This window comes from Bordetella sp. H567, from assembly GCF_001704295.1.
Classification (GTDB): Bacteria; Pseudomonadota; Gammaproteobacteria; order Burkholderiales; family Burkholderiaceae_B; genus Bordetella_C.
This window is the reverse complement of sequence record NZ_CP012334.1, coordinates 3,125,573-3,149,748: the sequence shown is the minus strand read 5'-3', so window position 1 is coordinate 3,149,748 and position 24,176 is coordinate 3,125,573. Positions and strand designations below refer to the sequence as shown.

Below are 24,176 nucleotides of genomic sequence, written 5' to 3'. Positions count from 1 at the left end.
TGTTCCGTTCCGGCCGTGGTTCAGTTCTGGCGTATGCCGGCGCGCCGTGCGGTCTCGGTCCAGCGCGCGAGGTCGCGCGCCAGGGTTTCCTGCAGTGCCTGCGGTGACGACGGCGTGGCTTGCGCGCCCGACGTCTTCAGGAACGCCGCGACACCGGGCTCCGCGGTGACCTGCGCGATGGCGCCATTCATGCGGGTGAGTATAGTGGCGGGCAAGTTGCGCGGCGCGAACACACCCCACCAGACGTCGACCACATAATCCAGGCCGGCCTCCCTGGCGGTCGGAACGTCGGGAAATTCAGGATCGCGCTGTGCGGTGGTGAAGGCCAGCTTCGGCAGTTTTTCCGAGGCCGTGCCGCGGATCGCGGCGATGGTGGTGATGATGAGGTCCAGCCGGCCGGCCAGCAGGTCCATCTGCGCGGGCGCGATGCCGTTGTAGCCCACGGCCTGCATCTTGATGCCGGCGATGTTGGAAAGCAGTTCCGTGGCCAGCTGCGTGCTGTCGCCCAGGCCGGCACTGCCATAGTTGATCTTGCCGGGATTGGCCTTGGCATAGGCAATCAGGTCGGGCAGGGTGGTGGCGGGGAAGCCCGCGCGGGTCAGCACCACGAACGGCGCCGTGGCCACGCGCGATACCGGAGTGTATGCGGTCAGCGGATCGTAGGGCGTGTTCTGCACCGCCGCGGTCGTGGCCAGCGAGCCCGACACGAACAGGAAGGTATAGCCGTCCGGCGCGGCCGTGGCGACGGCATTCGCACCGATCACGCCCCCGGCGCCGCCGCGGTTTTCCACCACGACGGATTGTCCGAGCAGGGCGGTCAGGCGTTCCGCCAGCTTGCGGGCGATGACGTCGTTGCTGCCGCCCGGCGCGAAAGGCACGATCATGCGTATCGGCCGGGCCGGCCAGGCATCGGCCGCATGAGCCGGCGCCGCGCACAGCGCGGCCCATAGCGCCGTTAACATCAACAGGGACTTCAGCGTGCGGTGGATCATGGCTGGCGTTCCCCCAAGAGGTGACGGTCGCCGGTGGGTTCCGGGTGCACAGCGAGTCTATGCCGGCCATTGTTAATTGTCTACAATTCACAAAATCGGGATTTACCCCAGGGTCGGCGCAGCGCCCCGTCGCCGCCTGGTATCACCGCGCGAGCGGGAACGCCCAGGGGGCATGGAGGAAGGTTTCATGCGCAGCAAACTCTTCGTTCCGGCTTCGCGCCCGGAGCTCTACGCCAAGGCGCTGGCCAGCGCGGCCGACGCCATTTCGCTGGATCTGGAAGACGCGGTGGAAGAAGGCCGCAAGGCCGAAGCGCGCACCACCCTGTCCGCCTGGCTGCAATCCGCGCCCGCGGGGCTGGACAGCAAAGTCGCCGTGGTGCGCTGCAATGGTATCGACACGCCGCACTTTCGGCAGGACATCGAAGCCGTGGCCTGGCCCGCGCTGCGCCTGTTGAACCTGCCCATGGTGGAAGATCCCGATACCGTGCGCGCGGCCGCCGAACTGCTGCAGCGGCTGGAAGGCGAGCGGGGCATCGCGCGCCCCATCGGCATCCTGGCCAATATCGAATCGCCGCGCGGCCTGCGCCGCGCCGCGGAGATCGCCGGCGCGCATGCCCGCGTGTCCGGCCTGCAGATCGGCTTTGGCGACCTGCTGGCGCCGCTGGGGATACGTCAGGGGCACCCCGCCATGGTTCAGCACGTGCGCATGCAGGTGCGCCTGGCGGCGGCGGAGGCGGGTATCGACGCCTATGATGGCGCCTTCGTCAATATCGGCGACCCGGACGGTTATCGCGCCGATGCCGCGGCCGCCCGCGACCTGGGCTTCGCGGGCAAGAGCTGCATCCACCCCACGCAAGTGCCCTTGGCAAATGAAGTGTTCATGCCCGACGAACAGGATGTCGCGCACGCGCTGCGCGTGGTTCAGGCCGCGCGCGAACACCTGGCCAAGGGAACCGGTGCCTTCGTGGTGGACGGCAAGCTGGTGGACGGTCCTTTCATCGCGGGCGCGGAGCGTCTGGTGGAAACCGCGCGCCGGGCCGGCATGATTTCCTGAGCGCCCGGAGAAAACCTAGCTGCCGCAGGCCGCGACGATCGCGGGCGCGATCGCTTCCGGCTTGTCCACCGGACCATAGCGCCGGATCGGCTGCCCGTCGCGTCCGATCAGGAATTTGGTGAAATTCCATTTGATGGACTGCGTGCCAAGCAGCCCCGGGCGCTCGCGCTTGAGCCAGCGGTACAAGGGGTGGGCGCCGTCGCCGTTGACGTCGATCTTGGAGAACAGCGGGAACGTCACGTCATACCGCAGGGCGCAAAAGCGCTTGATCTCCGCTTCGTCCCCGGGCTCCTGATGGCGGAACTGGTCGCAGGGAAAGCCCAGTACCGTGAATCCGGCATCGCAATGTTTGCGGTACAGCGCTTCCAGGCCGGCATACTGCGGCGTGAAGCCGCAGCGGGACGCGACGTTGACGACCAGCACCACGCGACCTGCATAGTCGCCCAGCGAACGCTGCGTGCCGTCGATATCGATGGCGGAAAAATCGGCAAGGGAAGTCATGGCGGGGCGCGCCTTCGTCGTCACGCGGAAGATGGCTGCATTGTAGAACGCGATGCCATCGCCTGCCGTGTCGGCGGCCTTGGGTGCCTTCAACGCCGCCACCGTGCCTGTCCATGTGGGAAAGCGGTATCGTTCCATCCACACGTAGGGAGGACGCCATGACGACGGCATCGATGACCGAGCGTCTGGAAGCCATGCTGGCTTCGGGCCGCGATGACAAGCTGTTGCGCTACACCCTGGGCAAGGCCTATGCGGAGGCCGGCAATTTCGACAAGGCTTGCGAGCACCTGGAAACTTCCGTGGCCTACGATCCCGACTATTCGGTGGCGTGGAAATGGTTGGGCAAGGCGCGTTTGGGCAGGGGCGATCGCGAAGGCGCGCGCGAAGCATGGGAGCGCGCGACCGCCGTCGCCAACGCCCACGGCGATGTGCAGGTCGTCAAGGAGGTCGCGGTTTTCCTGCGGCGGCTGGATCGTTGAAGCCGACGTACCGGCGCGCCACGCGCGGGCGCCAAGTCGTCCGGGGCGCCACGCACCCGCGGCCTCCGTACACATCCTCGCGCTGACGAGGTATCTCCATTGCGTTGTTTTGCGCACTATTGCATGACCTTCCGGTGCGCGATCGGCGACCGCGCCGCGCGGCCAGGTCCGGGCAAATCAGCGGCGCTGCCGCGATACGCGGACTGTTGGAAGCGCGTCACACCGCAGGGTTCGTTCGCGTAGGTTTGAGCTGCAAAACGAAAACAGATGTGACGGCATCATCGCGTCAAAGAATCGCGATGCCCGCTGACACGCAGCGCTTCGGCCCTGAGCGGTCAAACCGTGAAACACGCGTTGCCTCGTACGATGTTGACGCTCTCGATGCCCAAGATTTGTAATGCGCTGGGATAAGTACGGCCAGCCGCAATGGGATATTTGATGGATCTACGTCCGCCCTTCTTCAGAGGGGCTTCTTCCAGTCGCAAATCGGCGCACGGCGCGCTGACGGCCTTATGGCAGAGGGCCGATATGCCGGAAGAGGCGCTTGGCTACATCGATCTGCCGGGCGCCGATCCCGTCCTTCCCTCGTCGTTTTCCGTGGGCATGGCCGCTCAATGCAGCATGGGCGCCGCGGCGCTGGCCGCCGGCGAAATCTGGCACATGCGCGGCGGCCGGCGCCAGCGGGTGTCGGTCGACATGCGCCATGCGGCGCAGGAAACCCGCGGCTACTTCACCGTGGATGGCGTGCAGCCGAATAGCTGGGACAAGATCACCGGCGTGTACCGCTGCGGCGACGGCAACTGGGTTCGCATACACGCCAATTTCGCGCATCACCGCGACGGCGCGCTCGCGCTGCTGGGATGCCCCACCGGCGCCACCGTCGAGCGCCGCGCCGTCGAGCGCGCACTGTCGCGCTGGAAGGCGCTGGAGTTCGAAGAGGCCGCGGCTGATGCCGGGCTGGTAGTGGCTGCCTTGCGTACCTTCGACGAATGGGACCGCCATCCGCAAGCGATTGCCGTGTCGCAGCTGCCGCTGGTGTGCATCGAACGCATCGGCGATGCGCCGGAGCGCCCCTTGCCGCGCTATGGCCAGGATCCTCGCCCCCTGCAGGACATCCGCGTACTGGACCTGACACGCATCATCGCCGGGCCAGTCTGCGGTCGCACGCTGGCCGCCTACGGCGCGGATGTGATGCTCTTGAATTCCCCCAACCTGCCGAACATCGGTGCCATCGCGGAAACCAGCCGCGGCAAGCTTTCGGTGCTGGCGGACCTGGATACCGCGAGCGGCCGCATCACGCTGGGTAATCTGCTGCGCAGCACGAATGTGTTCGTGCAGGGGTATCGGCCGGGCGCCCTCGAAGCGCAAGGCTTCGGGCCGCAGGACGTCGCCCGTTTGCGGCCAGGTATCGTCTACGTCTCCTTGTCCGCTTATGGCCATGTCGGCCCCTGGGCACGACGCCGCGGCTTCGATTCCCTGGTGCAGACGGCAAGCGGCTTCAATCATGCGGAAGCGCAAGCGGCCGGCCAGGAAGCGCCGCGCCCCTTGCCGGTCCAGATCCTGGATTACGCCAGCGGCTACCTGATGGCTTTCGGCGCCCAGGTTGCGCTGGCCCGGCAAGCGACGGAGGGCGGAAGCTGGCATGTCCGCGTGTCGCTGGCGCAGACCGCCCGTTGGCTGCGCGGCCTGCCGCGCGTGCCGCACGGCTTGAGCTGCCCGATGCCGCCGCTGGATGGGTATCTTGAGGAAACCGCATCGGGCTTCGGCAGCCTTGCCGCAGTGCGTCATGCCGCGCGGTTTTCCGCCACACCCGCCAAATGGTGTAGGCCATCGGCGCCGCCCGGCACTCATCCCACCGTCTGGCCGTTCAACTAGGGGCCGCCAGGCACTCACCCTTGCGCCAGCGCGACGCGTCTTCCTGGGTTGCCGGGCCCTAGCAGCGGTCCTTCGCGCGGAGTAGACTTTGCGACCTCGCGCCGCAGCGCGTATTCGTACAGGTCACGCCATGTCCACCACCATCTATCACAATCCACGGTGCGGAACCTCGCGCACCGTGCTCGAAGCCCTGCGCGAAGCAGGCGTCACGCCCACCATCGTGGAATACCTGAAGACGCCGCCGTCGCGCGACACCTTGAAGGACCTCATTGCGCGGGCGGGCCTGAGCGTGCGCGATGCCGTTCGCGCCAAGGAGCCGATCTACCAGGAACTGGGCCTGGATGCGGCCGACGTCAGCGACGATAGGCTGCTCGATGCCATGATCGAGCATCCCATCCTGATCAACCGGCCTTTTGTCGTCACGTCCCGGGGCGCGCGCCTGTGCCGGCCCGCCGAAGTCGTGCAGGAAATCCTGCCGGAGTAGGCTTGCCGCAGTGGCTCGACCCATCCAGCGCGGGCGCCGCGGTGACGGGGCTTCCGTTGCCGCGGCGCCTTTACCCGATCAGAATACCCAGGAAGCATTCACCTTCAGGTTGTGGTCGGTGGCCTTGCGAGCGAACTGGCCGGCGTACCCCAGTCCCAAGCTCATATTGCCCGTCGATCGCAAGGTGATGCCGGCTTCGGCCACTAAGGCGTCGCGTGCGATCGGAACGCCCGTCACCGTGAAGCTATCGCCCTGGTTGAACGACACGCGCGTCGACGGCGTGACATCGCCGTAGGCGTGACGCCATCCCAGCCCGCCATGCAGCGTCAGGCTCAGGTCTTTTTGCAGTTCCCATTCATTGCTGGCGCGCGTGCCCAGCGTGGAAAAGGCCAATCCCTGGCTGGCTCCCTTCGCATTCAGGGCCGCGGTACCGGACTCGGCGACGTTTGCCGTGCGGGTGTTCACGTAGGCCAGGCCCAGGTAAGGTTCCACGGTGGCGCTGCCCAGCGGCAGGACGTAGGCCGCTTCGCCGAACAGTTGCGCGGTGCGGCCGCGGTAATTCGCCTTGGCCGGATCCAGGTCGTCCGTCTCGCGCGAGGTCCGGATGCCGTGCCAGGAATAGGCGGCGCCATAGCCCAGGCGGATGGGGTCCAGCTGCGTCGATCCGTACAGGCCCAGCGTGTAGGTGTCGACGTTGGCCTTGCTGTAGCGGTCACCCAGCCGTGCGCGGCTGTTCGAGAAGCCGGCCGCCGCGCCCAGGCGTGTCGTGGGCGAGACGGAAAAGTCGGTGCCGAGCAGAAAGCCGGCGCTGGAGCTTCGCAGGTCCGCGGTGCCATGCTCGCCACGCAGGGTGCCGTTCGAACCCAGCACCGTGGCCCAGACTGCCGTGTCCGACGCCGCAGCGATGTCGGCGGAACCATCGGCGATACCGAACGGGCCACGCGTGCGCTGGAGCAGCGCGGCGCGGATATCGTCGGACTCCTGGTTCAGGTGGCCCAGGACGCTGGCGTGTATTTCGCCGGAAAACTGATGGAATTGCTGGACGAGCCGACGAGCCTCGTCTTCGCTCAGGGCGGGCTCTGCATCCGTGGCGTCGGTGTTCGACGACGTGGACTGCGCCACCTCGGTCGCGTGTTCGGCGGGTGAGTCGGCGTTCTGTTCGACCTGGGACTCCGCGGTGTGCTCAGGCTGGGATTCGGCGGCTGCCGGATCCTGGGGAAGTGCGCCTTCCTCGGCCGTGGGCTGGCTGTGCCGGTTGGCGAGATGTTCCTTCTGCCATTTGAGCTTGGCCAGAAGCGCTTCGGCGCCGGTCGGAGTTTCGGCTTGCGGCGCCGGTTCCTCCACCGGGGTGGCGTGCCTTTGAGCCAAGTGTTCCTTCTGCCACCGGAGCTTGGCTTTCAGGGCCTCGGGGCCGTTGGTGACTTGGGCGGAGGCGAGGGCGGGCAGGCACAGGCCGCCAGCTAGGATATGAGCGGTGAGCGCGGGCAAGAGGCGCGCGCGCGCGTGGCGGCCAGGGGTCGCCTGGCCTGGTGCAGCGATGCGGGAAAACATATTTACCTTATGAACTGACTACACAGAGAACGCGTCGAATGCCGTCGCGTTTGCGTGCCCATCCGGCGCTCCGGATGGCGCTACGCAATGTATTCAGTTACCTGTAAGGCGAATATCAGAATGTTCTGAATGGTGGCCGCCGCGCCGGGCCCGACGCGTCTTCAGCGCATGGATGTGGCGCGGTGGCGACAATCCAGGGGCGCCAGTCGCCCGCAAGATCCAGGAGCGGCGTCTTCAGTGGCCGGTGTCCCATGCCAGCGGCCACGCGATGCCGTCTTCAGTGGCCGGCGACCCCGTGTCAGCGCCCGGACTCGCGCGTATACGATGGACGCGCCTGTCGGTGCGAGCCGCCGCGGTCCTGTGTCTGCCGGACCGGATCGGCGCGGATCTCGCGCCGCTGCGCGTTGTCGTGCCGGGCGAGCTCCCGCTGTGATTGCTGTCGTTGTGACTGCCATTCCCGTTGCGATTGATTCTGCTCGCGCTGGCGCAGGCGTTCCTGTTGCGCGATTTCGCGCTGCTGCAGCCCCAATTGCTGCGATACCGCCTGCTGGCGCTGGTTGTATTCCTGCCGTACCGCCTGTTGCCGCGCGTCGCCTTCGCGCTGGTTCGTGCGCTGCAGCTGCTGGCGGTATTGCTGCTGTTGCTGTTGCTGCTGCAGCTGTTGCTGGCGGAACTGCTGCTGTTGTTGTTGCTGCTGCAGCTGTTGCTGGCGATATTGCTGCTGTTGGAATTGCTGTCGTTGTTGGAACTGGTCCTGTTGCTGTTGGCGGTACAGGTCGCGTTGCATCTGCTGGCGCTGGTCGAACTGCTGCTGCTGGCGCTGTTGGAATTGCTCTTGCTGCATCTGCTGCCGCTGTTGCGCATGCTGCTGCTCAAGCTGTTGTTGCTGCCGCTGTTGTTGCTCGCGCAATTGCTGCTGGTATTGCGAATCGGGTGGCGACTGTCCGGACGGCAGCGGGGGCAGGGGTTGTTGCAGCTGGCGCTGCTGGAACTGCTGCTGCTCGTTCCTTTGCTGCAACTGCTGTTGCTGCAACTGCTGCTGCAGCCGCAGCTGTTGCTGCTGTGACTGCTGTTGCTGTTGCAGCTGCTGCGTATAGGTGGGCGCGGCTTGCGCCACCTGCGGCGCCTGCGCGGCGCTTCCCTGCGGCGAGCGTGGCGCGGCGCCCCCGTGCGGCCGGTCGTCACCGCGCGGCTGCGCGTCCGGGTGGTGCTGCTCGGCCTGCGGCGGCCGCGGTTGCTCCTGGTGTGGCGTTTGCTGCTGCTCCAGCCGTTGCTGTTGGTGCTGCTGCTGTTGGTATTGCGGTTGCTGCGCCTGCTGGTGTTTCGGCGACCATTGGCGCTGCTGCAATTGCTGGCGCTGCTGGTCGGCTTGCCGTTCCTGGCTTTGCAGGCGTTGGTCCAGCTGGCGCTGCTGCGTTTCCATCTGCCGGGCCTGGCCGTTCCTGCTTGGCCAGGACGCGTTGCTCGAGTCATGCGCGCCTTGCCCACCCTTGTCCGCCGCTCCATGAGCGCCTTGATGCGCCGGATTGCCGCCGCCACGCGGGTCCCACTTGCCGTCCGGGCGGCGCCACGTGTTCTCCGCGCTGCCGGCGGGATGGGCGAATGCGGCCTGGGGTGGCCGCCCCTGGTTTACCGTCATGTACTGCTGCCGGTCCTGCCCCGCGTTGCGCACCAGATCGGTCTGCGTACGCAGGGGAGGTGTGTGCCGCTCGTGCTGCGCGGCCTGTTCCCGCGCATCGGGGGCGCGGCGCACGCCGCCGGGGCCCCCGTAATAGCTCACGTGCGGCCCATCGGATCTGGCGATGGACACGGGATGGCTATAGATGTAGCGCGATCTGCCGGGCACGACGCGCGTGACATCGCGGTTGTAGTAGAAGTGGCGGTCACGCCAGTAGCCGCCGACGTAGCCCCGGCCGATATAGCCGAAGCCGTAGTCGATGCCGCCGTAGTAGCCCACATGAGGCCCCCAGTAGCCGCCGCGCCAGCGGTAGACGGGACCTTCGTATAGCCAGTAGCCCGGTGTCCAGAGGGCGCCGACGTAGGGCGCCAATACCCAGACGCCCGGTATCCAGTAGAACCCGTAGGCGTTGCGCGCCCAGTAGCCCGGAACCCAGATATAGCCGTCACCCGGTGCCGGCGGCTGGTCGTACGCCGGCAGCGGGGGAGGCGCCTCGGAAGACGTATCCAGCGCCGCCAGATTGGCATCGGCCGGGTCCGGCGCACCATCGCCATCGGCGGCCTGCGCCTGGGCGGGATAGCCCGGGGGCGGCGTGTCGGCCGACGGCGGCGCCTGCGCGGGGTCGTTCTGCGGGTAGGTCCCCGCGGGCGGGTCCTGGGGATAGGCGCCGTTGTCCGGGTATGCCGGTTGTTGCTGGTACACGGGCGCCTGCGGGGCCTGTGGCGGCGCCGGGATCGTCGCCCCCGGCACCGACTGCGGATAGCTGGTTTGCGCGTGTGACGGCGCCACGCCTGACATGCCGGCCGAAACCAGCAACGCACCGAGCGTCAGACGGCCAATGCGCGAAGGGTAGATCGCGTCCATGAGGCCTCCACATCGTTCATGCGTCCGGTCAGTAGCCGTAGTAGGGGTAAGGCGCGGGGTAGTAATAGACCGGCGCCGGCCGGTGATAGTAGGCCGGACGCGCCGGCACGACCACACAGCCACTCAACGTACTGGTTACCGCCAAAACTGCAATGAGCTTCTTCATGCCTGACTCCTGTGATGCGCCGACTCTCGGTGCATGGAAGCAGTGTAGGCATGCTGTCGTGGAGCGGGAGACTTTGAAATCGTTTTGAAATGCCTGCCGGGTTACCAATTCCTACCCGCGGTACAGGCTGTGTCGCCCACGCATGGATTTGCTTCCATGCGTGAGCTGCATGACAGGAGTAAAAGCGCGTTAACAGCCCTTAGTTAAAACGGCCGCCCGCGCCCCCGACGCTGAAGCGGCCGGCGCCCAACAAGGCGACGGCAATCGCCGTGAACAAGTACATGCCTTGCAATTCCAGCTGCCAGCCGCCCTGGCCATTGAGCATGAACAGCTGCGCGTGGTGCACCAGCACGAAGGCCGCCAGCATGTTGAGGGCGATCAGCAGACCGCCCAGGCGGGTGAAGATGCCGGCGATGACCAGGATGGGCGCCACGACTTCGCCGATATAGACGAAGTAAGCCGTAAAGCCGGGCCAGCCATGGTCTTGCACCATGCCGACGATGCCGCCGACACCGTGGGTCATTTTGGAAATACCGTGCAGCAGGATAAGAATGCCAAGCACCAGTCGCAGGATCAGCTTGGCGGCGTCGTCGTGTCGGTTCATCGTTTTCTTCTCTAAGGTTCGGTGTACGGGGAATGCGGGGGCCTGTGCCGGCGGTGATGCCCGCGACGATGTCACCGGCCGCCGGAACGAGCTTCGCAATTATGGCAAATCTTCACGACCGGATCAGCGTGGATTTCCCAAAAAGGCTTTCGGCCAGATCGACCACCACTTCCGCCGTCTGGTTGCGCATATCCTTGGCCGGGTTCAGTTCCATCAGGTCCAGGGACGACAGCCGCCCCGTGTCGGCGATCATCTCCATGCACAATTGCGCCTCGCGGTAGGTCGGGCCGCCCAATACCGGCGTGCCGACCCCGGGGGCGACGGCGGGGTCCAGGAAGTCGGCGTCGAAGCTGACGTGCAGATGCGTGTCGCCCGTGATGTCGGCCAGCGCCATCTCCATGGTTTGCCGCATGCCGTTTTCGTCGATATAGCGCATGTCGAACACCTTTATCCCCAGGGCGCGCAGCTGGCGCTTTTCGTCGGCGTCCACGCTGCGGATGCCGATCTGGCGGATGGTGGCCGGGTTCGCCACCGCGGGATAGGCATCCCCCAGCCGGGTCAGCGTATCGGGACCCTCGCCGCACAGGCACGCGATCGGCATGCCGTGGATATTGCCTGTCGGGCTGATGATGTGGGTGTTGGCATCGGCGTGCGCGTCCAGCCAGAGCACCATGAGGGGCTTGCCGGCTTCGCGGCACTGCTGCGCGATGGCGGAAATGGAGCCGATGGCCAGGCAGTGGTCGCCGCCCATCAGAATGGGGAAGCGGTCGTTGCGGCGGGCGGCCAGGACGGCCTGGTAGACTTCGCGGTTCCACTGGACGACCTCGTCCAGATGCCGCAAGCCTGCCTGCGCCGTGCCGGACGGATTGGCTGGCCCTGCCAGGTTCCCCGCATCGTGCACGGCCAGGCCGTGCCGCTGCAGCGCCTCGCGCAGGCCGGCGACGCGCAGCGCTTCCGGGCCCATCGAGGCGCCCCGTATGCTGGCGCCCACGTCGGTCGGCGCGCCGATAAGATCGATGGCTTCCTTCATCCTTTGCTCCCGAAACGTCCCTGCGCGGCTAACATGCGAAAGGTAACGCCACATCGCCGCCCGGCAGGATATCTTCATGATCCTAATCGTATACGCCCATCCGTATCCGCGGCATTCCCGCACCAATCGCGCCATGCTGCACTCGCTGGAGGACATGCCCGGCGTGCGGGTACGTTCGCTCTATGACCTTTACCCGGACTTCCATATCGACGTGGCGGCGGAACAGGCGGCGCTGGCCGCCGCCAGCCTGGTCGTGTGGCAGCATCCCATGCACTGGTACGGCGCGCCACCCTTGTTCGGCCAGTGGATGGACAAGGTGCTGCAGCACGGCTGGGCGTATGGCCCGGACGGCACCGCGCTGCGCGGCAAGCCGCTGATGTGGAGCGTGACGACCGGGGGGGCGGCCGACGATTTCACGCGCTGCGCCGACACGGACCTGACCGTACTGGGCCAGCCCCTGCGCAGCGCCGCCGAGTTGTGCGGCATGCACTGGCTGCCTCCCTATGCCGTGCACGGCGCGGTGACGCTGGATGCCATGGAGCTGGCCGCGGTGGCCTCGCGCTATCGCGACCTGCTGTCCGGCCATGCGGGCACCTCGCGCCCGGTCATGACGGAGATAAGCCATGGATAAGACGTTCCTGCTGGAAGGCCTGGTGTACCTCGCCGCCGCGGTGATTTTCGTGCCGCTGGCCATGCGCGCCCGCATGGGATCGGTGCTGGGCTATCTGATCGCCGGCTGCGTGATCGGCCCATGGGGACTGCGGCTGGTCGAGGATCCCGAGCAGATACTCGGCTTCGCGGAAATCGGCGTGGTCCTGATGCTGTTCCTGATCGGCCTGGAGCTCGATCCCCGGCGCCTGTGGCATATGCGGATACCGGTGTTCGGCGGCGGCGCGCTGCAGGTGGGGTTGTGCGGCGCCGTGCTGGCGGCGTTCATGGCCTGGCTGGGCCTGGCCTGGCCGATCGCCGCCCTGGTGGGAATGACCCTGGCGCTGTCGTCCACGGCGGTGGCGATGCAGGCGATGGGCGAACGCAGCCTGCTGCAGACCACGCTGGGCGAGCGCTCGTTTTCCGTGCTGCTGTTCCAGGACCTGGCGGCCATTCCGCTGATCGCGATGATCCCGCTGCTGGCCGGCAGCGAGGCCGGTGAGGGCGGCGACAGCGTGGGATTGGCCGCGCTGAAGATAGTCGGCGCGGTGGCCCTGGCCGTGGTCATGGGCCGCTACCTGGCCCGTCCGCTGCTGCGCTTCGTCGCCCGTTCCAACCTGCGCGAAGTCTTCAGCGCGGTGGCGCTGCTGCTGGTCATCGGCGTGGGCGAGCTCATGGAGCATGCCGGCCTGTCGATGGCCATGGGCGCCTTCCTGGCGGGCGTGCTGCTGGCCAGCTCGGAATACCGGCATGCCCTGGAAAGCGATATCCAGCCGTTCAAGGGATTGCTGCTGGGCCTGTTCTTCATGGGCGTCGGCATGTCCATCGATTTCGGCACGCTGCTGGAAAATCCCCTGCTGATCCTGGGGATGCTGGCGGGTTTTCTGGTGCTGAAGTTTGCCGTCCTGTTCGGACTTGCCCGTCTCTTCGGTGCCCAGCGGGGGCGCTGCCTGCTGTTCGCCGCCCTGCTGGGGCAAGGCAGCGAGTTCGCCTTCGTGGTTTTTTCCACGGCGCGCGCGGCCGACGTGCTGCCGGAGAACTGGGCGCGTGTCCTGACCCTGGTGGTGGCGCTTTCCATGGCCGCCACGCCGGTGATCCTGGCCGTGCTGGACGCGCTGGAGCGGCGCAAGCCCAAGAGCACGCGGGCCGCCGACCCCATCGAGGACGACGGCGCGCGCGTCATCATCGCGGGGTTCGGCCGTTTCGGCCAGATCGCCGGCCGCCTGCTGCTGGCCAACGGCATCAAGGTCGTGATCCTGGATCACGACCCGGACAACATCGACACGGTGCGCAAATTCGGCATGAAGGTGTTCTACGGCGATGCCACCCGCTCCGATCTGCTCGAAACGGCGGGCGCGGCGCGCGCGGAAGTGCTGGTGAACGCGATCGATAGCGTATCGGACAACCTGCGCCTGGTGGACGTGGTACGGCAGGACTTTCCCCATCTGCGCGTGGTGGCGCGGGCGCACGACGCGGTGCACTACTTCCAGCTGCGCAAGCGCGGCATCCAGATCGTGGAACGCGAGTTGTTCGAATCCTCGCTGCTGGCCGGCCGCAAGGCCCTGGAGGCCCTGGGCATGGGGCCATACGAAGCCAAGGAAGTGGCTGATGCCTTCCGCCGTAACAACGTCGATATGCTGGAAGAAACCACGCCTCGCTTCGAGGACGACGGGTTCCGGATCACCGTCGCGCGGCGGGCGCAGGATACCCTGGAGACGTCGATCGCCCGCGATCGCGCCTTATCGCGGGCGGTGCATCGCGCGCCCTGGGGCGGCGAGCGCGCCGCTCCGTGCGAAGAGCAGGACCAGGCCGCCTAGGGCCCGGCCTGCTTCGATGGGCTAGGTGCCCTGGATGCGCTTGCCGCTATCCTGGTCGAACCAATGCAAGGGATGGCGCCCATCGGGCCCGACGTTCATCTGGTCGCCGGGCCGGATGGTCGCTTCCTGCAGCTGGCGCGTGGTGCAGCGGACGACCAGGTCGGCGTCCCCGCAGCGGCCGTGTACCAGCTGCTCCGAGCCCAGTGTTTCCACCATTTCGATTTCCACGCGCATGCCCGGCGCGTTCAGCACCATGTGTTCCGGGCGCAGCCCCAGCACCGCGCCGCGCCCGCGCACGGTGGGCGGGACGTCGGTGGGCTTGATCGCCAGGTCGACGCCGGCGGCGGTCTTCAGCGTTCCGTCCCCCTGCACATTCACGGAAATCAGGTTCATGGGCGGCGAGCCGATGAAGCCGGCCACGAAGGTGGACGCCGGCCGCTCGAAGACTTCCATCGGCGTGCCGATCTGCTCCGGGACGCCCTTGTTCATCACGATCATCCGGTGCGCCAGGGTCATGGCCTCGACCTGGTCGTGCGTCACGTACAGGCTGGTGGTCCCCAGCCGGCGGTGCAGCTTCAGCAGTTCCAGGCGCATGGCCACGCGCAGCTTGGCATCCAGATTGGACAGCGGTTCGTCGAACAGGAACACCTTGGGTTCGCGCACGATGGCGCGGCCCATGGCCACGCGCTGGCGCTGGCCGCCGGACAGCTGGCGCGGCCGCCGTTCCAGCAGGTGGCCCAGTTCGAGGATCTGCGCGGCGGCTTCGACGCGGCGACGGATCTCGTCCTTGGACATCTTGCGGATCTTCAGCCCGTACGCCATGTTCTGGAATACGCTCATGTGCGGATACAGGGCGTAGTTCTGGAACACCATCGCGATATCGCGCTCGGCAGGCTCCAGCTCGTTCACCACCCGGCCGTCGATCTCGATCTGGCCGCTGGTGATGGTTTCCAGGCCGGCCACCATGCGCATCAGCGTGGATTTGCCGCAGCCCGAAGGCCCCACGATCACGACGAATTCGCCGTCGGCGATATCGACGTCGATGCCGTGGATGACGGGAATGTCGCCGGCGTAGGTTTTCTTGACGTTGCGAAAGCTCAGGGTAGCCATACGAAGAGTCGGTGAGTTGCGGCGGCGATCATTTTTCGGTGTCCACGAGGCCCTTGACGAACCACTTCTGCATGAGGATCACGACCAGGGCGGGCGGGATCATCGCGAGCATGGCCGTGGCCATGGTGATATTCCATTCCGTGACGCTGTCGCCGCCGCTGACCATGCGCTTGATCCCGATCACGATCGGGTACATGTTTTCCTGCGTGGTGATCAGCAGGGGCCACAGGTACTGGTTCCAGCCGTAGATGAACTGGATCACGAACAGGGCCGCGATGCTGGTGCGCGACAGCGGCATCAATACGTCGCGAAAGAAGCGCATGGGGCCCGCGCCGTCGATGCGCGCGGCTTCCACCAATTCGTCCGGCACGGTCAGGAAAAACTGCCGGAACAGGAAGGTCGCGGTGGCCGAGGCGATCAGCGGCAGCGTCAGGCCGGCATAGGTGTTCAGCAGGCCCAGGTCCGCCACCACCTTGTAGGTGGGCGCGATGCGCACTTCCACGGGGAGCATCAGCGTGACGAAGATCATCCAGAAGAAAAACATGCGGCCGCGGAAGCGGAAATACACCACCGCGAAGGCCGACAGCAGCGAAATGATGATCTTGCCGATGGAGATGGCCAGGGCCATGACCAGGCTCACCCACAGCATGCGGCCCACCGGCGCGCCGCTGGAGCCCCCGCCCGAACCGGCGAACAGCGCCTGGATGTAGTTGCTGAGGAAGTGCGAGCCGGGCAGCAGCGACATCGGCGCGTTGGCCACTTCCTGCGCCGTTTGCGTGGACGCGACGAAGGTCACATAAAGCGGAAAGGCCACCACGGCCACGCCACACAGCAGTATGGCGTGAGCCAGGATATCCAGCCAGGGACGGCGTTCAACCATAGAGCCTCTGAATCAGTACTGGACCTTGCGGTCGATATAGCGGAATTGCATGACGGTGAGCGCCACCACGATGACCATCAGCACCACCGATTGCGCCGCCGAGGAACCCAGGTCCAGCCCGCGGAAACCATCGCTGTACACCTTGTAGACCAGGATCGCCGTCGACGTGCCGGGTCCGCCCTGCGTCGTCGTGTCGATGACCGCGAAGGTGTCGAAGAAGGCATAGATGACGTTGACCACCAGCAGGAAGAAGGTAGTGGGCGACAGCAAAGGGAACACGATGGTCCAGAACCGGCGGGCCGGCCTGGCGCCGTCGATGGCGGCCGCCTCGATGAGCGAACGGGGGATCGACTGCAGTCCGGCCAGGAAAAACAGGAAGTTATAGGAAATCTGCTTCCAGACGGAAGCGATCAACACCAGGATCATGGCCTCGGTGCCGTTCAGCCGCGGATTCCAGGCCACGCCCATCCGGGTCAGCGCCACGGCCAGGATGCCCACGGCGGGCGAAAACAGGAACAGCCACAGCACGCCGACCACGGCAGGCGCGACGGCGTACGGCCAGATCAGCAGGGTCTTGTACAGCCCCGCGCCGCGGATGACGCGGTCGGCCATGACCGCCAGCAGCAGCGATACGGACAGGCCCACGACGGCGACCAGTATCGAGAACATCGCCGTGACCTTGAAGGAGTCGATATACGTCGCCTGGCTGAAAAGATCGGCGAAGTTGGACAGGCCGGCGAACGAGGAAGAGAGGCCGAACGGATCTTCGATGTGCAGCGATTGCCACATCGCCTGGCCGGCCGGCAGAAAGAAAAACACCACCGTGATGGCGAGCTGCGGCAGCAGCAGCAGATAGGGCAGGAGCTTGTGGCCGAAGACGACGCGTTTTTCCATGGTTAACAGGCCCTAGTGCGAGGCGGGATCGCCGCGAGCGCATAAAAAACGTGAGATATTCGGGTTGGGCGATCCCCTGACGCATCGCCTGGCGGGACAGTAGCCGTGTCCTGGCAAGACCAAGGCGCGGCTGGACCGCGACTTGGTCTTACAAGGGCCCGAAAACGGCCGCTACTTTACACTTTTTTCGAACTTCTCGAGGAGGTCGTTGCCCCGCTTGACCGCGTCCTTCAGGCCGGCTTGCGCGTCGACCTTGCCGGATACGATCTGCTCGATCGTGGCGTCCTCGATCTCGCGGATCTGCGGCAGGTAGCCCAGCCGCACGCCGCGCGACTGCGCGGTGGTCTCGACGTTCAGCTGCTTCACACCGACGTCGGTGCCCGGGTTCTGGTCATAGAAACCCTGCTTCTGCGTCAGTTCGTAGGCCGCCTTGGTCACCGGCACATAGCCGGTCTGCTGGTGCCACTTGGCCGCCACTTCGGGGCTGGACAGGTACTTGAAGAACTTCGTCACGCCCTTGTAGACGTCGGGCTTCTTGTTGGCGAAGACCCACAGGGACGCGCCGCCGATGATGGTGTTCTGCGGGGCACCCTTGACATCCGCGTAGTAGGGCAGGGTGGAGGTGCCGAACTTGAATTTGGCATTCTTCATGATGTTGGCGCGCAGGCCGCTGGAGCCGGTGATCATCGCGCACTTGCCCGAAATGAACAGGGCGTTGGGATCGTCGCCGCGGCCGCCGTACATGAATTCGCCGTCCTTGGCCAGGCTGGCCAGGAACTTCAGGTGCCGCACGTGCAGCGGCGAATCGATGGCCAGGCGCGCGTCCAGGCCGCCGAAGCCGTTGTCCTTGGTGGCGTAGGCCACGTTGTGCCAGGCCGAGAAGGTCTCCAACTGCACCCACGACGGCCACGAGGTGGTGTAGCCGCATTCCATGCCGGCCGCCTTCAGCTTCTTGGTGTCGGCCGCCAGGTCTTCCCAGGTCTTGGGCGGTTTTTCGGGATCCAGGCCCGCTTTCTGGAAAGCGTCCTTGTTGTAATAGAACACCACCGTCGAGCTGTTGAAGGGCATGGATACCAGCTTGCCCTGCGGCGACGAGTAATAGCCCGCGACCGCGCCGATGAAGTCCTTGGGATTGATGGGGTCGCCGGCTTCCTCGGACATCTGCTGCACCGGCTTGATGGCGCCCTTGGCGTACATCATCGTGGCGGTGCCGACTTCGAAGACTTGCAGGATGTCGGGGGCGTTGCCGGCGCGGAACGCGGCGATGCCGGCGTTCATCGATTCGCCGTAGTTGCCCTTGTAGACGGCCTTGATCTGGTAGTCGGGGTTCTGCTTGTTGAAGTCGTTGACGATCTCGTTGACGCGATCGCCCAGGGCGCCTTCCATGGAGTGCCAGAACTGGATTTCAGTGGCCGCGTTGGCCGATGACGCGGCGAAAGCGGTAAGCAGCGACGCCGCGACGAGCGCGAGGCGATGGGAGCGCATGGATGTTTCCTCCGTGGGTAGCGATGGCCGTTGCCCCGGGTAGGGGACAGGCAGCCCGACACCATATGAATTGTTTGTGACGAATTCGTGACTGTTACACCGCGCCCCGGCACTGTCAAATAGGGCTTGTCCTACGCTGCCCGGCCTTGTTCAACGGAATTTCCGCCGGGTTGGACGGCCTATGGTGTCCCGCCTGTTCCCTCGCCAGCCCGGTTCCTCACCCGCGCGCCCTTGGGCCCGCGACGATCCCGGGCCGCGGCAATGACCGTGGCGGCGCAGGCGTGATTACAATCCCGCTCCATGGACAAGAACCTGCATATCGCCTTTATCGGCGGCGGAAATATGGCATCCGCCCTGGGCGCCGGCATGGCCGGCAAGATCTGCCCGCCGGAAAACTTCCACGTCATCGACATCAATGCGGCCTCGCATGCGGCCTGGACGGCACGCGGCGCCACGGCGGCCACGGCGCCGGACGACCGGCTCGCCCTATGCAATGTGTGGTTCTACGCCGTCAAGCCGCAGTTCATGCGAGAGGCGGTGGCGGCCTCGCGCGGCTGGCTGCGCGAAGGCACCCTCGTGGTGAGCGTGGCCGCCGGCATCCGCGGCGATGTGCTGGCCGGCTGGCTGGGCGACGGCGCGCCGTGGCCCAAGCTGGTGCGGTGCATGCCCAATACCCCCGCCCTGGTGGGCGAGGGCGTGACCGGGATGCTGGCGCTGCCGGGCGTCAGCGCCGCGGAGCGCCAGTTGGCCGAAGCCATGCTGGCCTCGGTGGGCAAGGTGGTGTGGGTGCGCGACGATGCCGCCATCGATGCGGTCACCGCCCTGTCCGGCAGCGGCCCGGCCTATGTATTCCGGTTCATCGAAGCCCTGATCGAGGGCGGACTGAAGGTGGGCCTGGATGCCCAACAGGCGCGCGAGTTGGCGCTGGCGACGCTCTCCGGCGCCACGCGATTGGCACGGGAATCCGACGACCCGCCCGCGGTGCTGCGCGAACGGGTGACCTCCAAGGGCGGCACTACCGCCGCGGCGCTGAAGGTCTTCGAGGACGCCGATTTCATGGGGCTGGTCGCCCGCGCAATGCAGGCCGCCGCGCAGCGTTCGCGCGAGCTGGCGGACGAATTCGGCAAGGCTTGATCCGTCGCGGTCCCGCTATTGCAAGGCGTATGGCAAGGGCTGGGTGCGTATGGCGGGACCATCGGCGCCGCCCAGGCGCAGATGGCCGGCCGACAGGGTGTCCAGGGTCGTCTCGAACAGGATGGCCGCGTCCACGTCCCCCGCGGCGTCCACCACGCGTCCACAGGGTTCGTTCGGCTTGTCCGCATCGTAGATATCCGAGCCGGCCGCGATGGCGGCCGCGGGCTGTCCCGGCACGATTCCGTAGGCCATCCTGCGCTTGACCGTGCCGCGGTAATGGCTGCGCGCGACGACTTCCTGGCCGGGGTAGCAGCCTTTGGTGAAGCTGACGCCGCCGATCAGGTCCAGGTTGACGGTCTGGGGGATGAAGAGATCCTGCGTCGCCACGCCCACCCAAGGCAGGCCAGCGGCCAGGTCGGCAGCCTGCCAGGTCTCGGCATTGCCCGGGCCCAGCACGTTGGCCAGGCCGGCAGCGGCCTGGCGCTGTTCGTCCGTGGCGATCCACCACCAGCGATGCCCGCGCCCCGACGGGGCGGCGACCCACGTGCCGCTGGACAATTCGGCGCGGTGCCATGCCTGGCGCGGCAGGGTGCCGCCGGCGGCCGCGTCCAGCGCGGCCGGATCGCCGTCGGTCCAGACGCCGGCCACCTGCGCCGCCGCGACGGACAGCGTGACCTTGGCCCGCAGGACGAACATGCGCAGGCGCTTGAGTAGGGGTTCCACGACATCCGCGCGCACCAGGGCGCGCAGACGCGGGGCATCGCTCCCCGCATCGGCCGCGCCGGCGTCCGGGCGCCACATGACCAGCGTGGCCAGCAGCCGTCCCTTGGCGGTGCAGTAACCCGCCAGGGCGGCGTTGTCGCCGGCCAGGCCCTGGACGTCCTGGGTCAATTGCCCATGCAGGAAATCGATGGCGTCCGCGCCGCTGGCGGATACCAGGCGCAGCGCCGGCAGATCGGCGCGGTACGCGCGCGGGTCGGAAGAGCTCGAAGTAGGAACGGACAGATCGGTCATGAATAGAGGCAGGCCGTGACGGTCATACGTGATCCGGAAGTCCCGATGATACCGCCGGCGCCGGTCGGCCTCGGTTCATGCCCTGTTTGCACCGGGGTAATTGGGCGCCCAATGCCGCCGGCGCTAATCCTTTAAACTGCTGGGTCTCATGAAGAAGCGCTCCGCCTTAACCTTCTTTCTCGCATTCCTGCTCGTCCTTGTGCTTGCCGCGGCCGCCGCTTGCGGCGGCGCCTGGTACTGGATGCACCATACGCTGCGCCTGCCGGCCGAACGTGTCGACTTCGTCGTCGATCCGGGCAGCAGTCCGCGCGCCGTGGCCCGTACCCTGAACGCCGCGGGCGTGCCTCTTTGGGAAGACGGTTTCGTCTGGATGGCACGGCTCAGCGAGCGAGACAAGCTTATCAAGGCCGGCGGCTACCAGGCCATCCAGGGCGACACCCCATGGCGGCTGCTGGAGCGCCTCGCGCGCGGCGACATGAGCCAGCGCCAGATCACCTTCGTCGAAGGCTGGACCTACAAGCAGATCCGCCAGGCGCTGCGCGAGAACCCCGATATCAAGCAGACGCTGGGCGATGTCGACGATGCGGAACTGCTGCGCCGGCTGGGCTCGAGTGCCCCCAGCATGGAGGGATTGATTTTTCCGGACACCTACGTCTTCACGCCCGGCAGCACGGATTTCGACCTGCTGCGCCGCGGCTACCAGGAAGGACAGCGCATCCTGGCGCGCATCTGGGCGGAGCGCGACCCCGACTTGCCCGTGGCCACGCCCTATGACGCGCTCATCCTGGCGTCCATCATCGAAAAGGAAACCGGGGATACGGCCGATCGCGCGCGTGTGGCCGGCGTCTTCATCAACCGGTTGCGCGACGGCATGCCGCTGCAGACCGACCCCACCGTGATCTACGGCATGGGCGATACCTTCCAGGGTCGCATCCGCCGCCGCGACCTGCAGGCCGACACGCCGTGGAACACCTATACCCGGGCAGGCCTGCCGCCCACGCCCATCGCCAGCCCGGGACGGGCGGCGCTGCTGGCCGCCGTGCGGCCGGCGCATCACAATTACCTGTATTTCGTCTCGCGGGGCAACGGCACCAGCGAGTTTTCCGCGACGCTGTCGGATCACAATCGCAACGTATCGCGCTACATACTGGGCAAGGACCGCGCGCCATGACGATACGGGGCACATTCATCACGCTGGAAGGTGTGGACGGCGCGGGCAAAAGCACGCACACGGATTGGATCGCCGAAACGCTGCGCGGCCATGGCGCGCGCGTGGTCACCACGCGGGAGCCGGGCGGCACCGCCCTGGGCGAGCGCCTGCGCGAGCTGGTCCTGCACGAACCCATGGGCCTGGATACGGAAACCCTGGTCATGTTCGCGGCGCGCTGCGAACACGTACGCCAGGTCATCGAACCCGCCCTGGCGCGCGGCGACTGGGTGGTCTGCGACCGTTTCACCGACGCCACCTATGCCTACCAGGGCGGCGGCCGCCAACTGGGCATCGAACGCGTGGCCGTGCTGGAGGACTGGGTGCATCCCGGGCTGCAGCCGGATCGCACCTGGCTGTTCGACGTGCCGCTGGAAGTCGCGCGCGCGCGGCTGGCCGATGCTCGCACCCCCGACCGCTTCGAAAGCGAAGGCGCCGCCTTCTTCCAGCGTACGCGCGACGTGTACCTGGCAAGGGCAGGGCAATATCCCTCGCGCATCCGGGTGGTCGATGGGGGCCGCGATATCCCGGCGATACGCGCGCAGCTGGAAGCCGAAATCCGCGCCTTGGTGGACGCATCGCGATGAGCCTGGCGCAATTCCTGCCTTGGCAGACGGAAACCGCACGCGCCTGGCTGGCGCAGCGCGATCGTTTCGCCCATGCCTGGCTGATCCACGGCTTGGCCGGCATCGGCAAGCTGCAGTTCGCCTCGGCGGCGGCCGCCAGCCTGTTGTGCGAGTCTCCCCGGCAGGGGCTGGCCTGCGGGGAGTGCGCCGCCTGTGTCTGGGTGGCCAGCGGCAACCATCCCGATCTGCGGCGCATCCGGCCGGAGGCCGTCGCACTGGAAGAGGGGGCCGAAGCCGCGGCGGAATCGGAAGACGCCGACGCGGCGGCCGGCGCCTCGACCGGGGCGGGCGCCAAGCGGGCGCCGTCCAAGGATATCCGGGTCGATCAGATCCGCGCGCTGGAGTCCTGGTTCAACACCGCGACGCATCGCGGCGGCTGGCGGGTGGCGCTGCTGTATCCGGCCCAGGCCTTGAACGTGATCTCGGCGAACGCCTTGCTGAAGGTCCTGGAGGAGCCGCCCGCGCATACGATTTTCCTGCTGGTGGCCGACGCGCCGGACCGCCTGCTGCCCACCTTGCTGTCACGCTGCCGGCGCCTGCCCCTGGCCACGCCGGGGCGGCAGGAGGCGCTGCAATGGCTGGCGGCGCAGGATGTCGGCGATGCCGCGTCCTGGCTGGCGGCCGCGGGCGGCGCGCCCCTGGGCGCGTTGCGGCTGGCGCAGACGGAGGAAAGCGCGTGCCCCGCATGGCTGGAACAGCTGGCCGGACCGCTGTCGCAGGGCCAGTCGCCCGACGTCGGGGCCTTGGCCGATCTGCTGGACAAGCTGCCCGCCGTGCAGTGGATCGATGCGCTGCAGCGTTTCTACGTGGACCTGATGCTGGCCGGCGCCGGCGCGCCGGCCCGTTATTTCCCCGCGCTGGGGCCCGCGGTGGCCCGCACGGCCGCGCGCGCCGACGCGGCGAAAATGGCGGAGGGCGCGCGCTGGCTGACGCGCCAGCGCGCCTTGGCCGGCCACCCGTTGAACGCCAAGTTGTTTGCCCATGCCGCGCTGCAGCGCGTGGTGCTATCCTGCCAGGCCTAGGATGAAACCCACTCCCGAAGCGCTACGCGCTTCCCCCTCAAAAGGCGCGACGCTGGCGGACCGGCAAAGCCGGCTCCGCCGCATTCCCGATCCCGCCATACCCGTTTCATGCGATGCGCGTGGTGCGCGGCGCCATGGGCCACTGCTATGTACGTCGATTCTCACTGCCATTTGAATTTTCCCGAGCTGGCGCAAAACCTGCCGGACATCCTGGACCGCATGGCGGCGAACCAGGTCACCCACGCCCTTGTGGTGAGCGTGGCCATGCCGGACTGGCCCGGGCTGATGGCGCTGGTCAAGCCGCACCGCAACCTCTGGGCGTCGGTGGGGGTACATCCGGATTACGAAGACACGCAGGACCCATCGCCCGAGGAACTGGTCGAACTCTCCGCCGATCCCAAAGTGGTGGCCATCGGCGAGACGGGGCTGGACTACTACCGCCTGAGCGAGCCCCTGGACTGGCAGCGCGATCGTTTCCGCGCGCATATCCGCGCCGCGCGCGATGCAGGGTTGCCGCTGATCATCCACACCCGTTCCTCCGCTGAGGACACCTTGCGGATCCTGCGCGAGGAAAAGGCGGAAGAGGTGGGCGGCGTCATGCACTGCTTCACGGAGTCCTGGGACGTGGCGCAGGCCGCCATGGATCTGAACTTCCATATTTCCGTGTCCGGCATCGTGACGTTCAAGAACGCCGCCGTGCTTCATGACGTGGCCTCCCGCATGCCGCTGGAGCGGCTGTTGATCGAGACCGATTCGCCGTACCTCGCGCCGGTGCCGTACCGCGGCAAGGTAAACGATCCGTCCAAGGTGATCCACGTGGCGGAAAAGATCGCTGACCTGAAGGGGCTGCCCGTGGCGGACGTCGCCGCCGCATCGACAGAGAATTTCTTCAGCTTATTCAGCAAGATAGAGCGATAAGGCAGAATTCACTTCAACATTGCCGGCTGGCCGCTGCGTCGTCCCGCCTCGTTTGCCGCCACGGCGGCCCTTCCCCACAAATGGGGCTCGGATTTGGCGCCACGCCCAGCGCCGGTGTTTCTCCGCCGGGTGGCGCCTGCCTG

The 24,176-nt window shown here is 66.8% G+C and carries 23 protein-coding genes; 11 read left to right on the top strand and 12 right to left on the bottom strand.

Annotated features, from left to right (window positions below; translation table 11 throughout):
- Positions 1–20 precede the first annotated feature (20 nt).
- A complete protein-coding gene (locus tag AKI39_RS14135) occupies positions 21–992 on the bottom strand; it encodes a tripartite tricarboxylate transporter substrate-binding protein (protein WP_066637093.1) in 972 nt (323 codons plus the stop codon).
- Positions 993–1,179: 187 nt separating this feature from the next.
- Here AKI39_RS14135 and AKI39_RS14130 point away from each other — a divergent pair, with 187 nt between their 5' ends.
- Positions 1,180–2,046 (top strand): HpcH/HpaI aldolase/citrate lyase family protein, encoded by an 867-nt coding sequence (locus AKI39_RS14130; protein WP_066643003.1) that lies wholly within the window; start codon positions 1,180–1,182, stop codon positions 2,044–2,046.
- Positions 2,047–2,061: 15 nt separating this feature from the next.
- On the opposite strand, the gene AKI39_RS14125 is transcribed toward AKI39_RS14130, so the two are convergent.
- The gene (locus AKI39_RS14125; protein ID WP_066643002.1) at positions 2,062–2,547 is read right to left on the bottom strand and encodes a glutathione peroxidase; all 486 of its coding nucleotides are present in this window, start codon (positions 2,545–2,547) and stop codon (positions 2,062–2,064) included.
- A gap of 158 nt (positions 2,548–2,705) precedes the next feature.
- Here AKI39_RS14125 and AKI39_RS14120 point away from each other — a divergent pair, with 158 nt between their 5' ends.
- From AKI39_RS14120 to arsC, 3 genes are all read left to right on the top strand, one after another.
- The gene (locus AKI39_RS14120; protein WP_076879703.1) at positions 2,706–3,026 is read left to right on the top strand and encodes a tetratricopeptide repeat protein; all 321 of its coding nucleotides are present in this window, start codon (positions 2,706–2,708) and stop codon (positions 3,024–3,026) included.
- A 426-nt stretch (positions 3,027–3,452) separates the two neighbouring features.
- Positions 3,453–4,901 carry a CoA transferase gene (locus AKI39_RS14115; RefSeq protein WP_066637092.1) on the top strand — a complete coding sequence of 483 codons (1,449 nt, stop codon included), beginning with the start codon at positions 3,453–3,455 and terminating at the stop codon, positions 4,899–4,901.
- Between the two features lie 130 nt (positions 4,902–5,031).
- Positions 5,032–5,385, top strand: coding sequence for an arsenate reductase (glutaredoxin) (gene arsC, locus AKI39_RS14110; protein ID WP_066637090.1), 354 nt, complete (start codon positions 5,032–5,034; stop codon positions 5,383–5,385).
- A gap of 78 nt (positions 5,386–5,463) precedes the next feature.
- Here the strand turns inward: arsC and AKI39_RS14105 are convergent, their stop codons facing one another.
- The 5 genes from AKI39_RS14105 to rocF form a co-directional block, all read right to left on the bottom strand.
- Entirely contained in the window at positions 5,464–6,753 is a 1,290-nt protein-coding gene (locus tag AKI39_RS14105; RefSeq protein ID WP_158515179.1) for an autotransporter outer membrane beta-barrel domain-containing protein, read from the bottom strand.
- Positions 6,754–7,234: 481 nt separating this feature from the next.
- On the bottom strand, positions 7,235–9,478 hold the full coding sequence (locus AKI39_RS26065) for a YXWGXW repeat-containing protein (protein WP_066637084.1): 2,244 nt from the start codon (positions 9,476–9,478) through the stop codon (positions 7,235–7,237).
- A gap of 28 nt (positions 9,479–9,506) precedes the next feature.
- Complete coding sequence (locus AKI39_RS25910; RefSeq protein WP_201258506.1) at positions 9,507–9,644, bottom strand: hypothetical protein; 138 nt, start codon at positions 9,642–9,644, stop codon at positions 9,507–9,509.
- Between the two features lie 199 nt (positions 9,645–9,843).
- Positions 9,844–10,248 carry a DoxX family protein gene (locus tag AKI39_RS14095; protein WP_066637081.1) on the bottom strand — a complete coding sequence of 135 codons (405 nt, stop codon included), beginning with the start codon at positions 10,246–10,248 and terminating at the stop codon, positions 9,844–9,846.
- A gap of 112 nt (positions 10,249–10,360) precedes the next feature.
- Positions 10,361–11,278: an arginase gene (gene rocF / locus AKI39_RS14090; protein WP_066637079.1), complete on the bottom strand. Its 918-nt coding sequence runs from the start codon at positions 11,276–11,278 to the stop codon at positions 10,361–10,363.
- Between the two features lie 76 nt (positions 11,279–11,354).
- On the opposite strand from rocF, the gene kefF reads away from it, so the two are divergent.
- Entirely contained in the window at positions 11,355–11,909 is a 555-nt protein-coding gene (kefF, locus tag AKI39_RS14085; RefSeq protein WP_066637075.1) for a glutathione-regulated potassium-efflux system oxidoreductase KefF, read from the top strand.
- A complete protein-coding gene (kefC, locus tag AKI39_RS14080; RefSeq protein ID WP_066637064.1) occupies positions 11,902–13,743 on the top strand; it encodes a glutathione-regulated potassium-efflux system protein KefC in 1,842 nt (613 codons plus the stop codon). Before kefF ends, kefC begins: the two co-directional genes overlap by 8 nt.
- 21 nt (positions 13,744–13,764) lie before the next feature.
- Here kefC and AKI39_RS14075 read toward each other — a convergent pair whose 3' ends face one another.
- From AKI39_RS14075 to ugpB, 4 genes are all read right to left on the bottom strand, one after another.
- Positions 13,765–14,853 (bottom strand): sn-glycerol-3-phosphate import ATP-binding protein UgpC, encoded by a 1,089-nt coding sequence (locus tag AKI39_RS14075; RefSeq protein WP_066637062.1) that lies wholly within the window; start codon positions 14,851–14,853, stop codon positions 13,765–13,767.
- Positions 14,854–14,881: 28 nt separating this feature from the next.
- Positions 14,882–15,733, bottom strand: coding sequence for a sn-glycerol-3-phosphate ABC transporter permease UgpE (gene ugpE, locus AKI39_RS14070; RefSeq protein WP_066637060.1), 852 nt, complete (start codon positions 15,731–15,733; stop codon positions 14,882–14,884).
- A 12-nt stretch (positions 15,734–15,745) separates the two neighbouring features.
- Positions 15,746–16,627, bottom strand: coding sequence for a sn-glycerol-3-phosphate ABC transporter permease UgpA (gene ugpA / locus AKI39_RS14065; protein WP_066637058.1), 882 nt, complete (start codon positions 16,625–16,627; stop codon positions 15,746–15,748).
- Positions 16,628–16,798: 171 nt separating this feature from the next.
- Positions 16,799–18,112, bottom strand: coding sequence for a sn-glycerol-3-phosphate ABC transporter substrate-binding protein UgpB (gene ugpB / locus AKI39_RS14060; protein ID WP_066637056.1), 1,314 nt, complete (start codon positions 18,110–18,112; stop codon positions 16,799–16,801).
- A 300-nt stretch (positions 18,113–18,412) separates the two neighbouring features.
- On the opposite strand from ugpB, the gene proC reads away from it, so the two are divergent.
- Positions 18,413–19,246: a pyrroline-5-carboxylate reductase gene (gene proC / locus AKI39_RS14055; protein WP_066637054.1), complete on the top strand. Its 834-nt coding sequence runs from the start codon at positions 18,413–18,415 to the stop codon at positions 19,244–19,246.
- A 15-nt stretch (positions 19,247–19,261) separates the two neighbouring features.
- On the opposite strand, the gene ygfZ is transcribed toward proC, so the two are convergent.
- A complete protein-coding gene (ygfZ, locus tag AKI39_RS14050; RefSeq protein ID WP_066637052.1) occupies positions 19,262–20,260 on the bottom strand; it encodes a CAF17-like 4Fe-4S cluster assembly/insertion protein YgfZ in 999 nt (332 codons plus the stop codon).
- Positions 20,261–20,408: 148 nt separating this feature from the next.
- Here ygfZ and mltG point away from each other — a divergent pair, with 148 nt between their 5' ends.
- The 4 genes from mltG to AKI39_RS14030 all read left to right on the top strand — a co-directional run bounded on the left by mltG (position 20,409) and on the right by AKI39_RS14030 (position 24,033).
- Entirely contained in the window at positions 20,409–21,431 is a 1,023-nt protein-coding gene (gene mltG / locus AKI39_RS14045) for an endolytic transglycosylase MltG (RefSeq protein WP_066637050.1), read from the top strand.
- Positions 21,428–22,054, top strand: coding sequence for a dTMP kinase (gene tmk / locus AKI39_RS14040; protein ID WP_066637048.1), 627 nt, complete (start codon positions 21,428–21,430; stop codon positions 22,052–22,054). The genes mltG and tmk overlap by 4 nt, the downstream gene beginning before the upstream one ends.
- A complete protein-coding gene (gene holB / locus AKI39_RS14035; RefSeq protein WP_066637038.1) occupies positions 22,051–23,115 on the top strand; it encodes a DNA polymerase III subunit delta' in 1,065 nt (354 codons plus the stop codon). Before tmk ends, holB begins: the two co-directional genes overlap by 4 nt.
- 147 nt (positions 23,116–23,262) lie before the next feature.
- The gene (locus AKI39_RS14030; RefSeq protein ID WP_066637033.1) at positions 23,263–24,033 is read left to right on the top strand and encodes a TatD family hydrolase; all 771 of its coding nucleotides are present in this window, start codon (positions 23,263–23,265) and stop codon (positions 24,031–24,033) included.
- Positions 24,034–24,176 lie beyond the last annotated feature (143 nt).

Coding starts and splice junctions, on each gene's coding strand:
- mltG (WP_066637050.1), top strand. CDS start 20,409: ATGAAGAAGCGCTCCGCCTTAACCTTCTTTCTCGCATTCCTGCTCGTC.
- AKI39_RS14095 (WP_066637081.1), bottom strand. CDS start 10,248: ATGAACCGACACGACGACGCCGCCAAGCTGATCCTGCGACTGGTGCTT.
- AKI39_RS14130 (WP_066643003.1), top strand. CDS start 1,180: ATGCGCAGCAAACTCTTCGTTCCGGCTTCGCGCCCGGAGCTCTACGCC.
- rocF (WP_066637079.1), bottom strand. CDS start 11,278: ATGAAGGAAGCCATCGATCTTATCGGCGCGCCGACCGACGTGGGCGCC.
- AKI39_RS14115 (WP_066637092.1), top strand. CDS start 3,453: ATGGGATATTTGATGGATCTACGTCCGCCCTTCTTCAGAGGGGCTTCT.
- ugpE (WP_066637060.1), bottom strand. CDS start 15,733: ATGGTTGAACGCCGTCCCTGGCTGGATATCCTGGCTCACGCCATACTG.
- ygfZ (WP_066637052.1), bottom strand. CDS start 20,260: ATGACCGATCTGTCCGTTCCTACTTCGAGCTCTTCCGACCCGCGCGCG.
- tmk (WP_066637048.1), top strand. CDS start 21,428: ATGACGATACGGGGCACATTCATCACGCTGGAAGGTGTGGACGGCGCG.
- proC (WP_066637054.1), top strand. CDS start 18,413: ATGGACAAGAACCTGCATATCGCCTTTATCGGCGGCGGAAATATGGCA.
- AKI39_RS14030 (WP_066637033.1), top strand. CDS start 23,263: ATGTACGTCGATTCTCACTGCCATTTGAATTTTCCCGAGCTGGCGCAA.
- kefF (WP_066637075.1), top strand. CDS start 11,355: ATGATCCTAATCGTATACGCCCATCCGTATCCGCGGCATTCCCGCACC.
- AKI39_RS25910 (WP_201258506.1), bottom strand. CDS start 9,644: ATGAAGAAGCTCATTGCAGTTTTGGCGGTAACCAGTACGTTGAGTGGC.
- kefC (WP_066637064.1), top strand. CDS start 11,902: ATGGATAAGACGTTCCTGCTGGAAGGCCTGGTGTACCTCGCCGCCGCG.
- ugpB (WP_066637056.1), bottom strand. CDS start 18,112: ATGCGCTCCCATCGCCTCGCGCTCGTCGCGGCGTCGCTGCTTACCGCT.
- ugpA (WP_066637058.1), bottom strand. CDS start 16,627: ATGGAAAAACGCGTCGTCTTCGGCCACAAGCTCCTGCCCTATCTGCTG.
- AKI39_RS26065 (WP_066637084.1), bottom strand. CDS start 9,478: ATGGACGCGATCTACCCTTCGCGCATTGGCCGTCTGACGCTCGGTGCG.
- AKI39_RS14120 (WP_076879703.1), top strand. CDS start 2,706: ATGACGACGGCATCGATGACCGAGCGTCTGGAAGCCATGCTGGCTTCG.
- AKI39_RS14135 (WP_066637093.1), bottom strand. CDS start 992: ATGATCCACCGCACGCTGAAGTCCCTGTTGATGTTAACGGCGCTATGG.
- AKI39_RS14075 (WP_066637062.1), bottom strand. CDS start 14,853: ATGGCTACCCTGAGCTTTCGCAACGTCAAGAAAACCTACGCCGGCGAC.
- holB (WP_066637038.1), top strand. CDS start 22,051: ATGAGCCTGGCGCAATTCCTGCCTTGGCAGACGGAAACCGCACGCGCC.
- AKI39_RS14125 (WP_066643002.1), bottom strand. CDS start 2,547: ATGACTTCCCTTGCCGATTTTTCCGCCATCGATATCGACGGCACGCAG.
- arsC (WP_066637090.1), top strand. CDS start 5,032: ATGTCCACCACCATCTATCACAATCCACGGTGCGGAACCTCGCGCACC.